The organism is Pseudoalteromonas pernae, from assembly GCF_039831865.1.
GTDB classification, from domain to species: domain Bacteria; phylum Pseudomonadota; class Gammaproteobacteria; order Enterobacterales; family Alteromonadaceae; genus Pseudoalteromonas; species Pseudoalteromonas pernae.
On the sequence record NZ_JBDODM010000001.1, the window covers coordinates 834308 to 852858 of the forward strand.

The following is an 18551-nucleotide window of genomic DNA, read 5'->3' on the forward strand; positions in this document are numbered from 1 at the left end:
AATAACGCTAGGCACGATTAGGCGATAATTTTTGAGCCTTCAAATTTCTTCGCTTCATACATCTTATTGTCGGCTTCTTTTATCATCATATCTATGTCTGGATTATCGTCTTTCGTCACTTCGACAATGCCCACGCTCAGCGACAAGTCTTTATAAGTTTGCATAAACTTGTTGATAATACGCTCACAAATCACTTCTGCATTTTCTATATCGCAATCAGGCAAGATAATACAAAATTCGTCACCACCATAACGGCACGGCACATCGACTTCGCGTAAGGACGCCATCATTATCTGCGACAAATACTTAAGCACTTCGTCACCCTTTATGTGACCTTGTTTGTCATTAACCTCTTTGAAATTATCCACGTCAAAATAAATCAGCGACAACTTGCTGTTATTGCGCTTGAGCATGGCGACTTCCCGCTTAAGTACATCGCGCATAGCCCGCTGATTGTACAAGCCGGTGATTGGGTCTTGTTTGGCCAATTCCTCAAGTTGCTTCGTACGTTCAGCAACTTTTTGTTCCAAACTTTCCGCGTAGGCTTCCGTTTTGCGCTTCGCAGTTTCGATTTCTCCAACTAAGCTACCGATATAGGTATCAAATACCAAAGTAGTGTCAAAATAAAACAGGTTATCAAGTGCTTTGAGGGTTTCTGTTAAGGTCGCTTCTTGGGTGATATTCTCCCTGAGCACCTCTACAATAAGCTCTTTAAGCGAGCGCACCGCGGACAAATAAAGCTTTGGCTCCACCCCAATGCGTTTATGCACCATACCGATACGCAAACGGTTATTCACATACTCACTGTCGTAATTACCTGCGAACAGGTCAACAATGTATTTTCGCTGCGCATTCCTAAGGCGAGTTAAGGTGTCGGCGTCACCAATCAAGAGTGAGATTTCATCGATTTCTGTTTGTCGTAGATAGAATTCATCCACGACTTCATCGACTTTCTCTTCGATTAAAAATCGTTGATTGGCAAGCAGTCTGAAGCAATCATCGGTTAAACCTAAAAGCTCTTTTCGATTAACGATATCAACATCACTGATCTGCATCTGCTCAAGCAGCGTGGTATCGGTTCTTCTCATACTGGCCCTTCTGACAAACTAGACACTATCCATGCGTTTATGCAAACGTTGTAGAGGATTAACGTGCACTCCATTCATTTAAATTTAGGTCAAAAGTAGGGTTGTGCAATAGTGGCTTTAGCGAATCCTTTGCTAAAGATCAAAAAACATAAGCTTTTTCTTATATATGTAAACCATAAGGGTACAAAGTACCCATATAGTGAACTTTCAGTAACTTATATTATTGATGCTGAATAAATTTACTGTATGCGCTGGCCATTTTTTCATCGTAACTATTTTGGGCATAGCCGGGGCCGTTATATGCGCGTGCAAAAGCCGCCCAGTTTTTCGCAACCAGATAACGCACTATATTGTTGCGCTGAATAAACCCCACAAACGCATTTAAGTGCTCCCGCTCTGAACTAAACATGCCTTTGACAAACTGTTTAACCGTGCCATATCCGCATAACTGGCTGTTAAAGCCCATAATTTGAAAGCGCCCCCATGATGCAGAACGAAGCGCCGCTTCGGGATTCAACGTCATCGCCGCCGCAAGGCGTTGATATTCTCGCTCACCACCTAGATACAAAGACTTATCCCATTTGGGACTCGATATTTGCGGGAACTGACTGTCGTATTGATGATTAGTTTGCCGCGAGAATATATGCGCTTCAAAAAGCATTTTCGGGCGCCAATCTGCGAAGAAAGCATTACCTGCACTTTCGACGCTGGCCACCGCTTTGATAGCCGCGACCTCACAGCCAAGGTGAGCGGCAATTTGTTGATAATCTTGATCAGAAAGTAATACGCTCGGGTGTGGGATGGGCAATGCATAACTATTCGCCCCTTCGAACTGGGACAGCTTTAGATTGATCATTTGCTGTGTGCGCCCGCCTACATCAATACGGCCATCAGGGTTGGTCATACCCACAACATCGCGCTGAAATAACTGGATAGCCGCAACCGTGTTTGAGCTTGCAGGCGTTTGCCCCAGCGAGCCATCAACAGCCAGCTTGTTCATGGATGGAAGTGTGTCACTAAGCGCGTTGAGTGCAGTTTGCACCGCGATGACGTCGTCTCGATTGTTGACACCACCGATGCCAACACTGTGAGTAATGTTCATGAGCTTTCCTTGATGATGTAAGTACCGAATCGAATTTGAATATCATCGACTGGTAACCGAAGCACGCGACTAGCGAACATCCGTGGCTCATGGTTTCAATACTTGACCCTACCCAGGGAAAGATCAAGTTATTAACATTTTTTTACATTATCTTGACACTAAGGTTTTGTAGCTCTGCCTTAACCCACATTGAGTTCATTTCAGCTGAGAAACCCAGTCAATGTTTCAATGCCAATCTATAATTTGAAGCATCCTTAGGTAGCAACATGCTGCCTAAATCTATTGGAGGCAACATGAAAACAAAAGGATACGCCGCGCAATCAGCGCAAAGCGAACTTACCAGTTATGAATATGAATGCCGTGCACTGCGCGATGACGATGTAGCAATTGAGATTCTATACAGCGGCGTATGCCACAGCGATTTACACATGGCCAAAAATGACTGGGGATGGACTGTTTACCCAATCGTTCCGGGGCATGAAATTGTTGGCCGCGTTATTGATGTGGGCGCTAAAGTAAACCGCTACAAAAAAGGTGATCATGTTGCTGTAGGCTGTATGGTGGACAGCTGTCAGCAATGTACCCATTGTCACAGCGGTGAGGAACAATTCTGTGAAGAAGGTTTTACACAAACGTATAACAGCCCAGATAGGCACACCCAAGAGCTGACCAAAGGCGGTTATGCGAAAAACGTGATTGTGCGTGAAGAGTTCGTTTTACGTGTACCTGAATCACTTGATTTAGCCAAAGCGGCACCGCTACTGTGTGCCGGTATCACCACCTATTCACCACTGCGCACTTGGGATGTAGGCCCAGGCAGCACGGTTGCCGTTGTAGGTATGGGTGGCCTTGGTCATATGGCTATTAAGCTGGCTGTAGCTATGGGTGCACATGTCACGGTCTTGAGTCGCTCACAGAGTAAAAAAGCCGACGCGATGGAGCTAGGAGCGGATGCATTCTTATTGTCGAATGATGAGCAGAGTATGGAACAGGCTGCCAGTACGTTTGACCTTATTATCGATACCGTGCCAGTAAAACATGACCTCACACCCCACATTCCACTACTCAAAGTGGACGGTACCCTCACGCTAGTTGGCCAAGTGGGTCCAATGGCTGAGTTCAACACCATGCCCATGGTCATGGGTCGTCGCCGTATCGCCGCGTCACTGATTGGTGGCATTGCTGAAACACAAGAAATGCTCGATTTCTGCGCCCGCTTTAACATTTTGCCAGAGGTGGAAATGATCACCATGGAACAAATAAATGAAGCGTTTGAGCGCCTAAAGCGCGCTGATGTGCATTATCGCTTTGTTATTGATATGCAAAAATCATCGTTTTAAACCTAGTGAGATGCGAGCCAAACGCTCGTATCTCCTTCATTTGTAATCTCTACTTACCCTGCAATGCTTGGTGCATCATCGCCTGACCTTCGGTTTCCACATATTCCAAAAACACCTGTGCTATGGGTGAGAGTGTTTGCCCTTTGAGCCATGAAAACGACCATTTGGTCTTAATCGGCAGTGACTCAACATTCACTACTTTCACGCCATAAATTTCGCCAAATGCGAGCGTGTGGGCTGATAAAATAGAGACCCCGAGCCCTGATAAAACCGAGTGAATGATGGCCTCATTACTGGCGATGGTCATTTTGATATTGGGTTGAATATCATGCTCTTTAAAGAATGTTTCTGTCGCGAAGCGCGTGCCAGAGCCTTGCTCACGAATTAAAAATCCGGCCTGGCAAAACTCCTCTAATGACACCTTCTTTTGCTTTGTCAGTGGGTGCGCTGCAGGTGCAATAGCAACGAGATCGTTAGGCATAAACTCACGTACTTCAATTGCCAGCCCTTGTGGTAAATGGCTGAACACATAAAAGTCATCTAACCCTTGCTCAAAACGTTCAATCACTTGCTGGCGGTTAGCAACGGTAAACTGAATATCTATCCCCGGGTAGCGCTCACAAAAGGGCCCAAGTAGATGTGGAATGAAGTATTTTGCGGTAGTTGCGCAAGCTAAGCGCAGCGTACCCGACGTTAACCCACGTAGGTTAGAGAGTCGCATATCCAGCTCTTCACAACTTTGCAGTACTTGTCGTGCGGTTTGCACTGTGGCAATACCCGCATCAGTGAATTTAAGCTTACGACCCACTTGCTGATAAAGCGGAAATCCAATTGCTTCACTGAGTTTCTTCAACTGCATAGACACTGTCGGCTGAGTAAGAAACAAGGTTTCCGCAGCGGCTTTCACACTGCCACCCTCGTACAGTGCCAATAAGATTTCTAATTGCCTAAATGTACCAATATGGGCATGTAAACGTGATGCCATTGCCACCTCAACAAAATAGACTTTTATCTATATTAAAACTAATTAATATCTATTTTTATCTATCAAGTATGAAATGTAAACTTCTCCAAAATCTTGAGGAGGAAAAACATGACTAACCGTGAATTAGTATTTTCTATTGTGACCAGTTTGGTATTACTCGGAGTAAGCCTTATAGGACAACAAATTGGCTACGATTCTCATGGATTTGCCTTGGTAGCGACCGGGTTATTAGCATTCACTGTGGGTAATAAAGCTAAAAGCATATTCTCCAGCAAACAACACAACCGCGCCAATGTTCGCCTTAACGACCCTGTTGGAGAGAAGTAGTCATGGTTATAGACGCTGTTGTCGCCTTTTTCATTCTCGGTGTTGTTGCCCAAATTTTAGGTGCCAAGCTGCCCTTCCCCGACGGCTTATACAAGTCTCTGAGCATGTTCTTAATGATAGCCATCGGTCTTAAAGGGGGCCTAGCGCTCCAAGAACACATTGACCCTGCATTAGTTGGTATGTCGGTAGCAGTGGTCGCGTTTGGTCTGCTATTACCGTTAATCGCCTTTCCAATCCTTCGTTACTTTGGTCAACTAGACAAGATAAACGCTGGTGCAATCGCTGCACACTATGGTTCGGTGAGTGTAGCAACCTATGCGGTTGCAGTAGCCTTGTTAGAGGCTAGTAATATCAGCTACGAAGCTTACTTCCCGCTGTTTGTCGTGTTATTGGAAATGCCTGCAATCTTGGTGGGATTAGTGCTCGCCCGCGGTAGTCTGAAACAAATTGATGGGCATTTTATTAAAAAAGAACTCATTGCTAACCAAAGCATCTTACTGATGCTGGGTAGTCTAGTCATTGGTTACTTTGGCGGCTCGAGTGTTACTAAGTTGGCCCCCTTCTTTATCGAATTATTCTCTGGCATTTTGGCGCTGTTCCTATTGAAGATGGGCCTCGTCGCCGGTGAACAGCTGGCTACACTTAAGCGCAATAGCCTGTTTTTAATTAGCTTTGGTATTCTCATGCCGATAATAGGCGGCCTTGCTGGCACAGGGTTGGGTATAGCGATGGACTTAAGCGCAGGTGGTATCGCACTGATGGCTGTACTCGGTGCGAGTTGCTCCTACATTGCTGTGCCCGCAGCGATGAAAGAAAGCCTACCCGAGGCGAATGCGGGCATGTCTATCACCGCCTCGTTAGGGATAACCTTCCCGTTTAATGTATTGTTTGCAGTGCCGTTTTTTATCGCACTTGCACAGCATGTTGCCTAACCCTGCATATTAGAAGCCCTGAACAGGGCTTCAAATTCCCATCACTTGAGGACGCATCGGTGCGAGCATTTTTAACAAGCGGTTTTGGGTGGGATAATCCACATCGTTTTCTTCTAGGGCGATAATAAGCAACTCGACCACACGATTGAAATCTGCTTCGTTGATGTTCATGCCCGTATGGATATCGACCATGCTATCGCCTTCGTATTCACAAGGGCCGCCCGTAGCAGCGCATAGGTGGGTAATAAAGCCTTGGCGAAAGTGACTCACACTGGATTTAGCGAAATAAGGGAAAATGGCTTCGTCTTTTGCTATTTGCTTTATAAAAGAATCAGTGATCGATTCAATTCCTTGTTTTTCACCCAGCGCTTGATAGATGCTTGGCTGTGGCTTTGACGCGCATCCCAATAGCGCCGTCACACTTAAGACCATCAATAGATATCGGTTGAATGCTCGCATTAGTAATACCCCACTACTGATAAATACCAGCCTTGTTGATCCGGCACAGCGGCAATGGCACCAAGTTGCACATACGCTGCGGTGACACTGATATGCTTATTGGGAAACCAAGCAATAAACACATCTCGCCAATCATCCTCGCCTAGACCCAGATTGTTAGGTTTTTGTCGGTACTCAACACCTACAGCCAGATGCTGATTCAACAATACCGCAGCAGAGAGCTCAGATTGAATTGAGCCATTTCCTTGGCCACCACCAAATCCAAGTAACCCCATTTCATTGGCTTCGGTATATCGCAAAGTGGCATTCCACAAGAAGTTATACCCAGCAACCATGCCTAAATGCAGTTTGCTGGCAGCCAAATAGACATCAGTACCTGAATCGTCTTTGGCACCGACTGCAAACGCGATGTCCGCGGTGTCTAAACGTTTATGTTGTGCGCCCAACGAGATTTGCGGCCAGGTGCTATACACCACATCACCATAAAGACGCACTTTAACCCCTGAGATAGACTGCTTTAGGGTGATATTTAGCGGGTCAACATCGAATCGTTGTTCAGCATAGGATAGCTCAACGCGGTCAAATAAATTGCCCTGTACGCCGCAGCTATCAAGCTGAAAATCATCAACAGATGCGCGGGAACAATAGCCAGATAGTGCCCACTCATCTTCGGTGGCATAGCCGGCAAGTTGTGCCCATGGCACAAGTCCGCCACCAGCGGAACCTTCCACCTGCGAAACTCCAGGGGTGGCCAATATTTTGCCATTTGCATGACACAAAAATGGCATCAAAAGAATACAGGCTGCACTAGCTAGTCTTTTCATAGTCACTGTACCATTGAATTAGTTGTTCCGGCTTTAACGGCCGAGATAAGTAATATCCTTGGGCGTAATCGCACTTATATGATTTTAATAGCGCGAGGCTTTGCTCCGTTTCCACACCTTCGGCAACAACCCGCAGACCCAGCTTATGACCAAGCTCTACGGTAGAAGAAACAATGTCTTGATCCTCTGCACATTTGTCCAAATTGAGGATAAAGCATTTATCTATTTTGAGCTCATCAACAGGCAAGGTTTTGAGCTTCGCCAACGATGATTGACCAATACCGTAATCGTCTACAGACACCTCAAAACCAAGCGATTTAAGATGCGACAAGCGTGAAATTATCAAGGCTTCGTTATCGGCGATATCACGCTCGGTCAGCTCTAAAATGATCTGTTTCGCAGAGACTGAAAATTCACCCACAGTATCAAGCAAGTAGCCCACAAATCCTGTTGCCTGAATATCTTGAGCCGACAAGTTAATCGACACATTAAAGTGATAACCCTGCTCATTCCATTGCGCTACCTGCATGATCACGCGGCGAATGACCCATTGCGTTAAGGTCACAATCAAGCCTGATTTTTCCGCCAAACCCACGAACATTTCAGGGTTAACAAACTCCCCTTCTTTGTTAACCCAACGGATCAATGCTTCTAATTTATCGACCTCACCTGTTTGCAAGTTTAACTTGGGTTGATAATTCAAAAACAAGGGGCTCTCGCGTGCTTCCAACGCTTGCTTTAACTCCTCAATAAGTCGCAGCTTGAGCAAATACGCTTCATCTTCGCCTTGTTTATAATGACGCATCACAACCTGCTCGGTAACAGCCATTGACGCAGCCATCGTTACCCGACGTACGAGCTTTTCTGCATCTTTGCCGTCTTCTTGCGAGTTCGCGATGCCGTAGTAAAAGCTCAACAGCAGATTAATTTCTTCAAGCCAGAAAGGTCGTTCAAGTTCAGCACGTAATAGCGAGCAAAGCACACTAAGGTGATCGAGGTTCTTAATTGGAATGGCCAATAGGAAATCATCGCCACTGGTACGCGATGTTAGAATCGGTTGCTCTACATCGCCCTTATCACAAAACACACTTAAACGTGCGGCAATTTCAACTAGCAACTTGTCGCCGTTGGCTACACCAATGGTGTCATTGAGGCCCTTAAAGCCTTTTACGTTCACGTTCACTAACGCGACATATAAGTTTTCTTTTAAATAACAATCCAGCTCTTCTAAGAACTTAGGGCGGTTAAACAAGCCTGTTAGCAAGTCACGCTCAGCCTGATATTTAATTTTAGATTCACGATTTTCAATGGCATGACCCATGGTAGAAAAGCCACTGTAGAGAGCTTTAAACTCTCTGGGTAACGCTTGTCTAGGTTCGGGCACTTGCAAGTTACCATCGGTGATCTCTTTGGTTAAACGCAGTAGGCTTTTTAGCGGCATGGTAATGCTGCGCGACAACCACCCTGACAATCCGACCGCAATAAGGAGTACCACAAGTGCACCCAAAAATGTGGCGTAAATCAGCTGGTTAAAGTCACGATGAATCTCGTTAAGTGGTGCAGAGAGGATGGCCACAACTTCATTGGAATTGGCAAAAGGCTCTCGCTGATGGAAAAACTCATCGTCAGAGAGCAGTAGCTCAAACGGACTCGTACTCGCGTTATTGGCTAATAGCATATCGGCGCTTGGAGCAGCAAAACTTGACTCAACAATGACCCCATCACTGACCAACGTCACATCAACGGACGATACTTCCTTGAGTTGTTCAAGGGCGCGTTTATCAAACATAAAGCCGATGTAAGCATAGGCGATGATGCGCGGTGCCTTTACTGGCACCACAATCACTTGGTACACATTGTTTTCAATACTCAGTATTTGCGCGTATCCCGCTCGCAGCGGTAATTGGCTAACATAGGGGGTAAGGTCCTCTGGAAGCTCGCGGCCATTGGTACTGATGGCGACCGATTCACCATCAAGATCCGTAAGCATTATCAAATCTGCATTGATACGCTTACCATGATTAAGTAGCGCGCTCTCAATGGTGCCTTGGTCGCGTGTGGCGACGGCTTGCTTGAAACCAAAGTCGGCTGCAAGCACACTCGCGGAGGTACTGAGTACCTGTTCTTGCTGCAAAATAGTTTGTTGTAGAACGTTGCCAGCGACCTGCATTTGCTTTTGCACTTGCTGTTCGATGTAGTGGGCTGTTTTAATGAAGTAATTGGCCGTAAGCACCACGATAGTGAGCAAGATTAACCCTGTGGCCAACCATGTAATTTGCGCTTTGAAACTGAGCTTATTGAGCATTAGTAAATACGTCTTCGAAGCTATCTCTTGCTTGGGCTGGCTGCACATCTATCACAGCCTGATACCCTTTTTCCGTTTTTGAAAGTGAAGAAACAGCCACGACTTGACGTTTTTCTACTCCCGCTTTCGCTCTTGGGTGCCATAGCCACACAGCAGCTCCTAAGGCGGTGTCATCGTCAATCCAAACTTGCCCCTGTGAATCCGTTTTGTAAGCTGGGTGCTCGTGAACATAGATATATCCAACCATGGCATCGTGAATATTGCAGCCCAATACCACCACGCCATTAGTTTCGAAGCGAACAGGCTCTTTCGGCTGACCCGCATACAGCTTTAATTCAAAAGGCTTTGCTTGCGAGAAAGAATAAACGTGATGACGAATATCATCACTATTGGGAAACTGTACCAAAGAACTTTTACCCACCAGCAGCACATGCGGGGCAAATGATTTATCGACTTGGTCCATCACTAAGGGTGAAGAGTCGGGCTGAGCTGGGACGACAGTCTCGCTCTGCAGCTCGATAATCGCATCCGCTAAAGGTTGCCCTTGTTGATCTACAACGGTAATCAAGGTTTTTGCTTCACTACCCAAAGGTAATAATAAGGACAGCGTAGCGACAAATATTATTATTTTTTTCATTATGTTAGTTGTGTTTCATCGGCAAGCAAATAACTCATCTAAGCATAGCCATACTCTGTAGGACTGTCTAATGAAGTGAGACGTAGGAACAGTAAAAAGCGAACAATGACCATATAAATTGAGGAGCTTTGTCCCGTCACATTGAGTCACTGCTGTTTTGCCACCAAAAGTGACATAGGAACACCCAAGCCGAGGAGTTCAGCTGGTAAAGTCAAAAACTTTGTAATTTAATGAGGATCCACAAAAATATTGATTCGCGAAAATTCCGTTATATAAGGCTCCACAGCTTGAGCAAGCGTCTTATAAGCATGATATAATCGCTTTTTCGATTTTAAAGATGATTGCCACTGTGACCTTACCAGCCTTTTCAACCACATCCCTTTCACCGTCATTACTCGATAATCTCGAGACCTTGGGTTATCACACCATGACAGAAATCCAAGCGCAGACATTGCCGCTTATTTTGGCGGGCAAAGACGTGATTGGTCAGGGTAAAACGGGCTCAGGTAAGACAGCCGCATTCGCTTTGGGCCTTTTGCACAACCTCAATGTGAAGCGTTTTCGCGTTCAAGCCTTGGTCGTGTGCCCTACACGTGAATTGGCGGACCAAGTGGCGGTCGAAATACGAAATCTCGCACGTGCCATTCATAATATTAAAGTGCTCACCCTTTGCGGTGGCGCCCCTATGGGGCCGCAAATCGGCTCGCTTGAACATGGTGCGCATATAGTTGTAGGTACACCAGGTCGTATTGAAGAGCATTTACGTAAAGGTCGCTTATCTTTGGATGAAGTAAACACCTTCGTGCTTGATGAAGCAGATCGCATGCTGGAAATGGGTTTTGAAGAGCCATTGCAATACATCATTGACCACTGCCCAACAACGAGGCAAAACTTGCTGTTCAGTGCTACTTATCCGCCTAAAATTGAGCAACTTGCTGAGCATGTGATGAAAGCTCCACACAAAGTGACTGTGGAATCCAAGCACGACAGCAGTTCTATTGAACAATACTTCTATGAAGTGGATGACAATGACATGCGCCTAAACGCGACGCAAAAGTTATTGCTGCACTTTAGACCAAACTCGGCAGTCATTTTCTGCAACACCAAAGCGCAATGCCAAGAAGTCTGTGATGCCTTATCGCAATGTGGTTTCGACGCTGCGTCTTTGCATGGTGATTTGGAACAAAAAGACCGAGATCGTACCCTTGTTCGCTTTGCCAACCAAAGCTTGAGCGTGTTGGTTGCGACCGATGTTGCAGCGCGCGGTATTGACGTTGACCATGTAGACATGGTGATCAACTACCACATCGCCCATGACCCTGAAGTGCATGTACACCGCATTGGCCGCACGGGCCGTGCTGGTAAAAAAGGCGTAGCGTGCTCATTAATGAGCTACAAAGAGTCGCACAAGGTCAATAGCCTTGAGGATTACTTGGATATCACGGTGGAGCCAACCGACTTACCGAACGACAACGTATTCGCGAATCCTATTAGTCGCGCGCCTATGGTCACCATTCAAATCGATGGGGGTAAAAAGTCTAAGCTTCGCCCGGGTGATATCTTGGGTGCCCTAACCGCCAACAATGCGCTAAAGGGTGACCAAATTGGTAAAATCAAAGTCACGGCTATCAGCTCCTATGTCGCTGTTGAACGCAAGTTGGCAAACGCCGCGCTAAAAACCATCAGCGAAGGCAAGATGAAAGGGCGAAACTTCCGCGCCCGCAAACTTACTCGCTAATAAGAAAAGGCGTAGCAACAAAGCTGCGCCTTTTTTGTTGAATCCGCCGACTAAATAAATCCCCATAATTTCAGCCTGTTACCAAAATAAGCTTGCGTCCAGTTAGACTAAACATAAAAAAATCGTAAATATTTGTCAGCTTTAGTGCCTCACTCTCGACTAGGTAGTTAAATTCTATCAATTGAGGTTTACAGCCATGACAACAAACGTTCAAGCACATATCAATGAAGCTCATACTAAGGCTCAACAATCTTGGTTTTATCAAGGATGGGAACTATTTAAAAAGGCACCCTTTTCGCTCTTCCTATTTATGATTATTCCTATGGTTCTGGCTGGGCTCATGCAACTCCTACCCGCACCTTATTCTATTGTCCTTTCTAAGTTTTGCGCGTGGCTGCTGGCCGCAATGGTTTGGCCCGTTATGCATCACTTAGACCAGCACAATAAAGTTTCGGTTACAGCCATTTTTGCCGCCCCGGGTTGGTCGAAAATGCCACTGATGGCTTTGTGTGGGCTTACTGTGTTTGCTTTCGAAGTTCTGGTCGCATTTTTACTATTAGGGAGTCAAGGCATTGAGCTGACTTTGTGGGGCAAGATCAACAATGTGGCACCTTGGCAACTCGGTGTTATCTTTGCAACCAGCGCACCAATAGCGGTAGCTTTAAGTTTGGCAACTGCTTGCTGTTTGCTCTGTTCAACACCAGTGTTTGCGGCCATAAAACGCAGCCTGAAGGTTTGTTTAAACGCCAACAAGGCTTTAGCCCTCCTCATTGTTATCAATGCACTAGCGCTCTTTATTGCACCATTTACATTTGCATTAGGGAGTCTACTTCTGGCACCTTGGTTAACTTGTGTCGGCTATTACGCCTACCGTTCAATGTTTACTACCAATGGATGATAAGAGTGACTAATAGCAAGGAATTTAGCCGAATATTAAGTGAATACGCGCCCTTAGTAGCGCGTGTTGCCACTACTTACGAGGCTGATGCGATGCATCGACAGGATCTAATCCAAGACATCTCCCTCGCGCTGTGGCGTGCATTGGAAACATTCAGAGGTGATGCAAGCCTCAAAACCTTCATTGCCAAGGTCGCTCATAACCGTGCGGTCGATCATGTATTAAAAGAAACTCGGCGGCACGACCGCCTTCAATGTGACGAATCGCTGCATGAGGTCCTTAGTAGTGGCCACAATGACACGCAGGACAAGGCACTTGATTTAATGACCGCTATGCGCCGCTTAAATGTGCGCTATCGCCAAGTGATCGCCCTACAGCTAGAAGGGTTCACGCATGGTGAAATTGCACAAACACTAGGGTTGAGCGAGGCTGCTGTATCGCAGCGAGCACACCGTGCACGGCATGAACTGGAAACGATTATGGGGCAAAAGTAATTATGGACTCACAGTTTAATGAATGGCAACAAGCATTTAAGAAGGCTACACCCAAAATTGATGTAGATGCACTGATTGCGCAAGTAAATCAGAGTCGACGAGCTGAAAAGCGCAAAGCATGGGCTGATTTAGTCATAGGATTCGCGGTCAGCTGTTTGTGCCTATTTATGTTGCTCACACATGCATCCGAGATTGGCGAAAAGATCCTGTTTGCGTTACTTACTCCCATCCCTCTTAGTGTAGGCGTATGGGCGTTTATGCTGCGCAAGAAGCAGTGGCGGACAAGCACATTGGATGTAGAAAGTTTATTGGCATACAAACATCTAGCCCTGCAAGTACAAATGCGATATTGGTGGGTAAACTTACTGGGTGTTACCGCACTTTTTACAGCGGTGTTGGGTGTTTTACTCACGCGCTTAGCGCTGGGGATGAGCTGGCACCTGTGGCTAGCCCAATTAGGTGTATTTGCTGCGATACTGGGTGTGGTAATTATCAAATACACACATATCAAAAGAAATTTCCCGCGTCGCTTAGAGGAAATAGAACGCTTGCGTACTGATGAGTAACTTTGCGTATGCTCACTTTTTCATTACTGCCATTCATGAGCTAGGGTTAATACATATCTTTATCCCTATTTGTACCCAATTAGGGTTTGTGATACAGATAGATACGGCGCAAGCGCCTAGCAACATAACAACGACAATAATGAAACCTAAAAACAGGCGCAGAGGAGCACACGATGAGTAATACCCAAAATGAGGCACTCGAAGAGTGTGAATGCACGGTACCCTGTGACACCATTAGAATGGTATTACACCCCAGAGACAAAGATCTTGGGGGCTTTTCGGTGCGTCGCTCATTACCTACACACCAAGCCAAGATGATTGGCCCATGGATCTTCTTTGATCATATGGGCCCAGCGCAATTTGAACCCGGTGATGGTATCAACGTACGCCCCCACCCACATATTGGTATTGCTACTGTTACGTATTTGTTCGAGGGGGAAATTTTACATCGAGACTCCCTTGGCAGCGTGCAGGCAATTCGCCCCGGCGACATTAACCTGATGGTGGCAGGCAAAGGGATTGTTCACTCAGAGCGCGAAAGTGAAAAGCGTAAAGCATTTCCAAGAACGCTCAACGCCTTACAACTGTGGATTGCATTACCCACTGAGCACGAAGAAATTTCACCCGCTTTTTATCACTACCCTAGTGATGAAATCCCGACTACCGAAATTAATGGCGTGTCAGTGCGCGTAATGATGGGCGATGCTTACGACTTGCACTCGCCAGTGATGACCTTTTCAAAAACCTTGTATGCAGAGGCGCAATTAAAAACGGGGCATACTATAGAGTTACCAAACGCACAAGAGCTTGGTGTTTATGTGGTTGAAGGTTCTTTGCAGGCTAAAGCTACTGAATTACCCACGCACTCCATGACCATACTCGACAACCCAAAAGGGGTTGTTGTTGAAGCAAAAGAGCCTACGCGTATCGCTATTATTGGTGGCAACGCACTCGGTAAGCGTTATATAGATTGGAACTTTGTATCGAGCGATAAAGAGCGCATTGAGTTGGCAAAAACAGATTGGAAGATGGACCGCTTTCCACGCGTCCCAGGCGATGATGAGTCGATTCCACTGCCCAAGTAACCGCAAAGAAATGATGGTAACCCCCATCATTTCCTGAGAATCAATCGCTACAGCTGACTAAAATCAACTTCTGGGAGCCCTTCGAACATGGGCTTAGCGAATAAATAACCTTGCATCAATTCCACCCCTTGAGATTTAAGCCAAAGGTACTCGGCTTGAGTCTCAATTCCCTCTACCAACGCCGTGATATTGAGGTCTTGCATCATGTTCAAGCAATTTTTAACTATCGCTTGGCGAACAATGTCGGTATCGACATTACGAATTAGCTCCATGTCTAATTTAATGATGTCTGTTTGAAAATCAGCGAGGAGATTGAGTCCCGCATACCCTGAGCCAAAATCATCAATCGCTGTACTAAAGCCTAATGATTTGTAGTAGGAAACGACTCGCTCGACGTGCGCGCTATCCTCAATTTTCTCAACTTCAGTGAATTCAAACATAATGTTTTTAGCAGGAAAGTGGTATTTCTGCGCCGCATCCAGTGTGGTTTTAATACAGCGCTCGGGACTGTAAATAGCGTTTGGTAAGAAGTTGATACTGAGTTTAGTGCTCATGCCCAGCTTCGACGCCAACGCAATCGCTTTTACCCTGCATAATTGATCAAATACGTAACGATTAGAATCATTCACCTGCGAAATAACAGAGAATGCAGATTCATTATCAGGCCCGCGAACTAGGGCTTCATAACCAAAAATAGACTGCTCTCTAACATTCACTATAGGCTGGAACGCCATGGTGAAATCAAAACCCAACCCGCTGAGATCTTCGCAATGGCCGCAACGCGACCTATCGCAGTTTTGTGACTCTTCGTTCACTATTCACTCCAGTAATGTGTATTCATTCAGCTTAGTTATATCATGCGTCGGACGCAAACAAGTACTCACGGTTATGTCTACTCGCTGCTTTGTACATTATTGTTTATATGCTGATTTTTCAATTTCATTGTAACGCAAATTGAGTTTTATGCACTGGACACACGCCTACCAAGCCTGACATTATCATTACCACTACAACAAAAATAATCAGGGGAAGCGACGTGCCAAACACACTTTTAGACTCAATAAGCCAATGGTTCGCACTGCTGATGGATTTCAAGCTGTATGAAGCCATTGTTATCCCCATTAATTCGTTGTTCTGGAACTACTATTTCCTTCTCACCTTATTGAGCGCATGCGGCGTGTGGTTTACGTGGAAACTCAAGTTCGTTCAACTGCGTTACTTCACCCATATGTTTGCAGTAATGCGCGGTAGCACCCATGGCAACAAATCAGGTATTAGCTCATTCGGTGCACTGTGTACCAGCTTGTCGGCGCGAGTAGGCACAGGGAACCTCGCGGGCGTGGCCATCGCCATCACTATGGGTGGCCCAGGCGCTGTATTTTGGATGTGGGTGATTGCCTTTGTAGGTATGGCAATTGGATTTGCTGAAAGCGCCCTAGGTCAGCTCTACAAGGTGCGAGATGATAATGGGGAGTTCCGTGGTGGCCCCGCCTACTACATTCAACAGGGTTTAAATAAACGCTGGCTGGCTGTTGCCTTTTCCATGGCGCTATTCTTTGGTTATGGCTTCATATTTAACTCGGTGCAAGCCAACTCTATTACCGACGCGCTCAATCATGCCTATGGTTTTGAGCCGCTCTACGTGGGTATTGTCATTTGTATTCTCGCTGCGCTCATCGTGGTTGGTGGGCTACGAAGCATTGCTCGCTTTTCACAGATGATTGTGCCATTTATGGCCGTTGGCTATGTACTGGTGGCAGTCGGGATTACGCTTTGGAATATCGAACTGGTACCAACCATGATATATCACATAATCAGCTCCGCCTTTGGTTTTGACCAAGTCGCAGGGGGCACCTTCGCAGCGGCTATTCAACACGGGATTAACCGCGGCTTATATTCTAACGAAGCAGGCGCCGGCAGCGTACCCCATGCCGCGGCAAGTGCAGCACCTGTACCCAACCACCCAGCTACGCAAGGCTTTGTGCAAATGCTCGGAGTATTCGTAGACACTATGATTCTGTGTACCTGCACCGCTATCATCGTGCTGCTGGCAGGCGGTGAGCAAACGGGAGAAATGGAAGGCATACGTCTAACACAAGATGCGATGACTTTCCACCTAGGTGCAGGTGGGGAAGACTTTGTCGCCGCTGCGATTGCGCTGTTTTCATTTACCTCCGTCGTGGCAAACTACGCCTATGGCGAGTCCAACCTGCACATGTTCAAACTCGACAATAAAATCGGCAGAACGATATACACTGCGGGTTATTTGAGTGTGATCATTTGGGGGTCAGCAGCCGCACTGCCAAAAGTGTGGGCCATGGCGGATATGGCACTTGGGCTGATGACGGTTATCAACGTGATTGCCATTATTTTGATGACGCCGACTGTGGTTAACATTACCAAGGATTACATCAACCAGCGCAACGCAAATAAAATACCCGAGTACAAAACCGGAAACTGTGAAATTCAAGGTCAATCTGAAAAAGGGATTTGGGACTAAGCGTTATGTGATGTTTCTAGAACCTCTCGCTCATTGAAGCGTTTATCCAATCGCGCAGGAACTAGAAACATTAACCTATGATTGATTATTTGACGCCTTTTCCGTCACACCCTTGCTCCATTAAGAGATCATAAGCGGCTTTAGCTTGCACAAGGCCGTTACCATATTTGTAATCGTACCCTGTATCACCTAAATCCATTGCTGATGCGCTCAGCGCGTTGCGTATCTCGTAGTTGTTACACTGTGGGAAGTGACTCCACACTAATGCGGCAACACCAGAAACATGAGGTGTGGCCATCGATGTACCCGACATTGATGCATACAGGTCCCCGGGGTATGTTGAAATAACATCAACGCCTGGCGCCGCTAGTTCAACTTGTGATGTTCTTTGTGAGAAATCAGCATGGTTCATTTGATCATCAACGGCAGCAACAGACACAACTGAGTCGTACGAGGCTGGGTAGCTGTGTGTAGCGTTACCATCATTACCCGCAGCGGCAATTGCTAACACGCCAGCACGTTCCAAACGTGCAAATGCTCTTTGTTCCACTTTAGTGGAAAATGCACCTCCTAGGCTCATGCTCACTACTTTCGCACCGGCATCAGCACAATCACTCACAGCACCAGCTAAGTCTGACGCGTAAACAAAGCCACCGTCATCATTGAATACACGCACAATGTGAAGGTCTGCCATACCGGACCCAAGTACGCCCGTGACGCCACCATTACCGTCGATACCCGCGATAGTTCCAGCAACATGAGTACCATGACCATGGCCATCCATATACCACGGACCCGCCCCCTCATCATCGCCGGTTACATTTGATGATGGTAGATCCTTATGGCCTAAATCATAACCTGTATCGACAATACAAACCTTGATGCCGCCCAGATAACTCAACTCCCCTGCTTGCACCATATCTATGCCATAAGGAACATAGTCTTGGAAATCTGCTGGTGTAGCAGCCTCTGGACCCATGTTACGAATCGGATCCAGCTCTAGTGACTTTATCGCTTTATTACCTTTGACCGTATTGTAAACATCTAAGTTGATTACAGCGGCAATTGCATTGTCGTTATCCAACTCTTGCATTACCTGGCCACCAGCAGCTTCTATCGCGCTCACTAAATCTTTTTTGTTCCCTTTGTGATATTCAAAAATAATACGGGTACTTTTACTTTCTAATTTAGTTGTATCATCGACCAGCTCTGCCTGTGCTGAAAAAGCAGTGGCAACCATTATGGGTAATAGACTTTTCTTAAACATCTGC

18 protein-coding genes are annotated in these 18551 nt (G+C 46.2%); 9 read left to right on the forward strand and 9 right to left on the reverse strand.

Annotated elements, in window-relative coordinates; all coding sequences use genetic code 11:
* Nucleotides 1-17: 17 nt before the first annotated feature.
* Both V1358_RS03630 and V1358_RS03635 read right to left on the reverse strand, forming a co-directional pair.
* Nucleotides 18-1088 carry a GGDEF domain-containing protein gene (locus V1358_RS03630; protein WP_347392619.1) on the reverse strand — a complete coding sequence of 357 codons (1071 nt, stop codon included), beginning with the start codon at nt 1086-1088 and terminating at the stop codon, nt 18-20.
* 220 nt (nt 1089-1308) lie between these two features.
* The gene (locus V1358_RS03635) at nt 1309-2190 is read right to left on the reverse strand and encodes an N-acetylmuramidase family protein (RefSeq protein WP_347392620.1); all 882 of its coding nucleotides are present in this window, start codon (nt 2188-2190) and stop codon (nt 1309-1311) included.
* Nucleotides 2191-2483: 293 nt separating this feature from the next.
* Between V1358_RS03635 and V1358_RS03640 the strand changes: the two genes are divergently transcribed.
* A complete protein-coding gene (locus V1358_RS03640; protein WP_347392621.1) occupies nt 2484-3530 on the forward strand; it encodes an NAD(P)-dependent alcohol dehydrogenase in 1047 nt (348 codons plus the stop codon).
* A gap of 49 nt (nt 3531-3579) precedes the next feature.
* Here V1358_RS03640 and V1358_RS03645 read toward each other — a convergent pair whose 3' ends face one another.
* Nucleotides 3580-4515, reverse strand: a complete 936-nt coding sequence (locus V1358_RS03645; protein WP_347392622.1) for a LysR family transcriptional regulator — start codon at nt 4513-4515, stop codon at nt 3580-3582.
* Nucleotides 4516-4623: 108 nt separating this feature from the next.
* On the opposite strand from V1358_RS03645, the gene V1358_RS03650 reads away from it, so the two are divergent.
* Together V1358_RS03650 and V1358_RS03655 are read left to right on the forward strand one after the other, a co-directional pair.
* Nucleotides 4624-4842: a hypothetical protein gene (locus V1358_RS03650; RefSeq protein WP_347392623.1), complete on the forward strand. Its 219-nt coding sequence runs from the start codon at nt 4624-4626 to the stop codon at nt 4840-4842.
* A 2-nt stretch (nt 4843-4844) separates the two neighbouring features.
* Complete coding sequence (locus tag V1358_RS03655) at nt 4845-5774, forward strand: sodium-dependent bicarbonate transport family permease (protein ID WP_347388918.1); 930 nt, start codon at nt 4845-4847, stop codon at nt 5772-5774.
* A 30-nt stretch (nt 5775-5804) separates the two neighbouring features.
* Here V1358_RS03655 and V1358_RS03660 read toward each other — a convergent pair whose 3' ends face one another.
* The 4 genes from V1358_RS03660 to V1358_RS03675 are packed head-to-tail and all read right to left on the reverse strand — an operon-like array spanning nt 5805 to nt 9999.
* Entirely contained in the window at nt 5805-6233 is a 429-nt protein-coding gene (locus V1358_RS03660) for a group I truncated hemoglobin (RefSeq protein ID WP_347392624.1), read from the reverse strand.
* Nucleotides 6233-7057, reverse strand: a complete 825-nt coding sequence (locus V1358_RS03665) for a DUF3034 family protein (RefSeq protein ID WP_347392625.1) — start codon at nt 7055-7057, stop codon at nt 6233-6235. The genes V1358_RS03660 and V1358_RS03665 overlap by 1 nt, the downstream gene beginning before the upstream one ends.
* Complete coding sequence (locus V1358_RS03670; protein WP_347392626.1) at nt 7041-9362, reverse strand: bifunctional diguanylate cyclase/phosphodiesterase; 2322 nt, start codon at nt 9360-9362, stop codon at nt 7041-7043. The genes V1358_RS03665 and V1358_RS03670 overlap by 17 nt, the downstream gene beginning before the upstream one ends.
* Nucleotides 9352-9999, reverse strand: a complete 648-nt coding sequence (locus V1358_RS03675; RefSeq protein ID WP_347388914.1) for a methylamine utilization protein — start codon at nt 9997-9999, stop codon at nt 9352-9354. The genes V1358_RS03670 and V1358_RS03675 overlap by 11 nt, the downstream gene beginning before the upstream one ends.
* 337 nt (nt 10000-10336) lie before the next feature.
* On the opposite strand from V1358_RS03675, the gene dbpA reads away from it, so the two are divergent.
* The 5 genes from dbpA to V1358_RS03700 all read left to right on the forward strand — a co-directional run bounded on the left by dbpA (nt 10337) and on the right by V1358_RS03700 (nt 14780).
* Nucleotides 10337-11737 carry an ATP-dependent RNA helicase DbpA gene (gene dbpA / locus V1358_RS03680; protein ID WP_347392627.1) on the forward strand — a complete coding sequence of 467 codons (1401 nt, stop codon included), beginning with the start codon at nt 10337-10339 and terminating at the stop codon, nt 11735-11737.
* Nucleotides 11738-11933: 196 nt separating this feature from the next.
* Complete coding sequence (locus tag V1358_RS03685; protein WP_347392628.1) at nt 11934-12635, forward strand: hypothetical protein; 702 nt, start codon at nt 11934-11936, stop codon at nt 12633-12635.
* Entirely contained in the window at nt 12632-13129 is a 498-nt protein-coding gene (locus tag V1358_RS03690) for an RNA polymerase sigma factor (RefSeq protein WP_440589857.1), read from the forward strand. The genes V1358_RS03685 and V1358_RS03690 overlap by 4 nt, the downstream gene beginning before the upstream one ends.
* Nucleotides 13130-13131: 2 nt before the next feature.
* A complete protein-coding gene (locus tag V1358_RS03695) occupies nt 13132-13695 on the forward strand; it encodes a hypothetical protein (protein ID WP_347392630.1) in 564 nt (187 codons plus the stop codon).
* A gap of 173 nt (nt 13696-13868) precedes the next feature.
* A complete protein-coding gene (locus V1358_RS03700; protein ID WP_347392631.1) occupies nt 13869-14780 on the forward strand; it encodes a pirin family protein in 912 nt (303 codons plus the stop codon).
* A 47-nt stretch (nt 14781-14827) separates the two neighbouring features.
* Here the strand turns inward: V1358_RS03700 and V1358_RS03705 are convergent, their stop codons facing one another.
* The gene (locus V1358_RS03705; RefSeq protein WP_347388908.1) at nt 14828-15595 is read right to left on the reverse strand and encodes an EAL domain-containing protein; all 768 of its coding nucleotides are present in this window, start codon (nt 15593-15595) and stop codon (nt 14828-14830) included.
* A gap of 281 nt (nt 15596-15876) precedes the next feature.
* Between V1358_RS03705 and V1358_RS03710 the strand changes: the two genes are divergently transcribed.
* Nucleotides 15877-17280 (forward strand): alanine/glycine:cation symporter family protein, encoded by a 1404-nt coding sequence (locus V1358_RS03710; protein ID WP_440589862.1) that lies wholly within the window; start codon nt 15877-15879, stop codon nt 17278-17280.
* An 85-nt stretch (nt 17281-17365) separates the two neighbouring features.
* Here V1358_RS03710 and V1358_RS03715 read toward each other — a convergent pair whose 3' ends face one another.
* The gene (locus V1358_RS03715) at nt 17366-18547 is read right to left on the reverse strand and encodes a S8 family peptidase (RefSeq protein ID WP_347392632.1); all 1182 of its coding nucleotides are present in this window, start codon (nt 18545-18547) and stop codon (nt 17366-17368) included.
* Between the last annotated feature and the right edge of the window lie 4 nt (nt 18548-18551).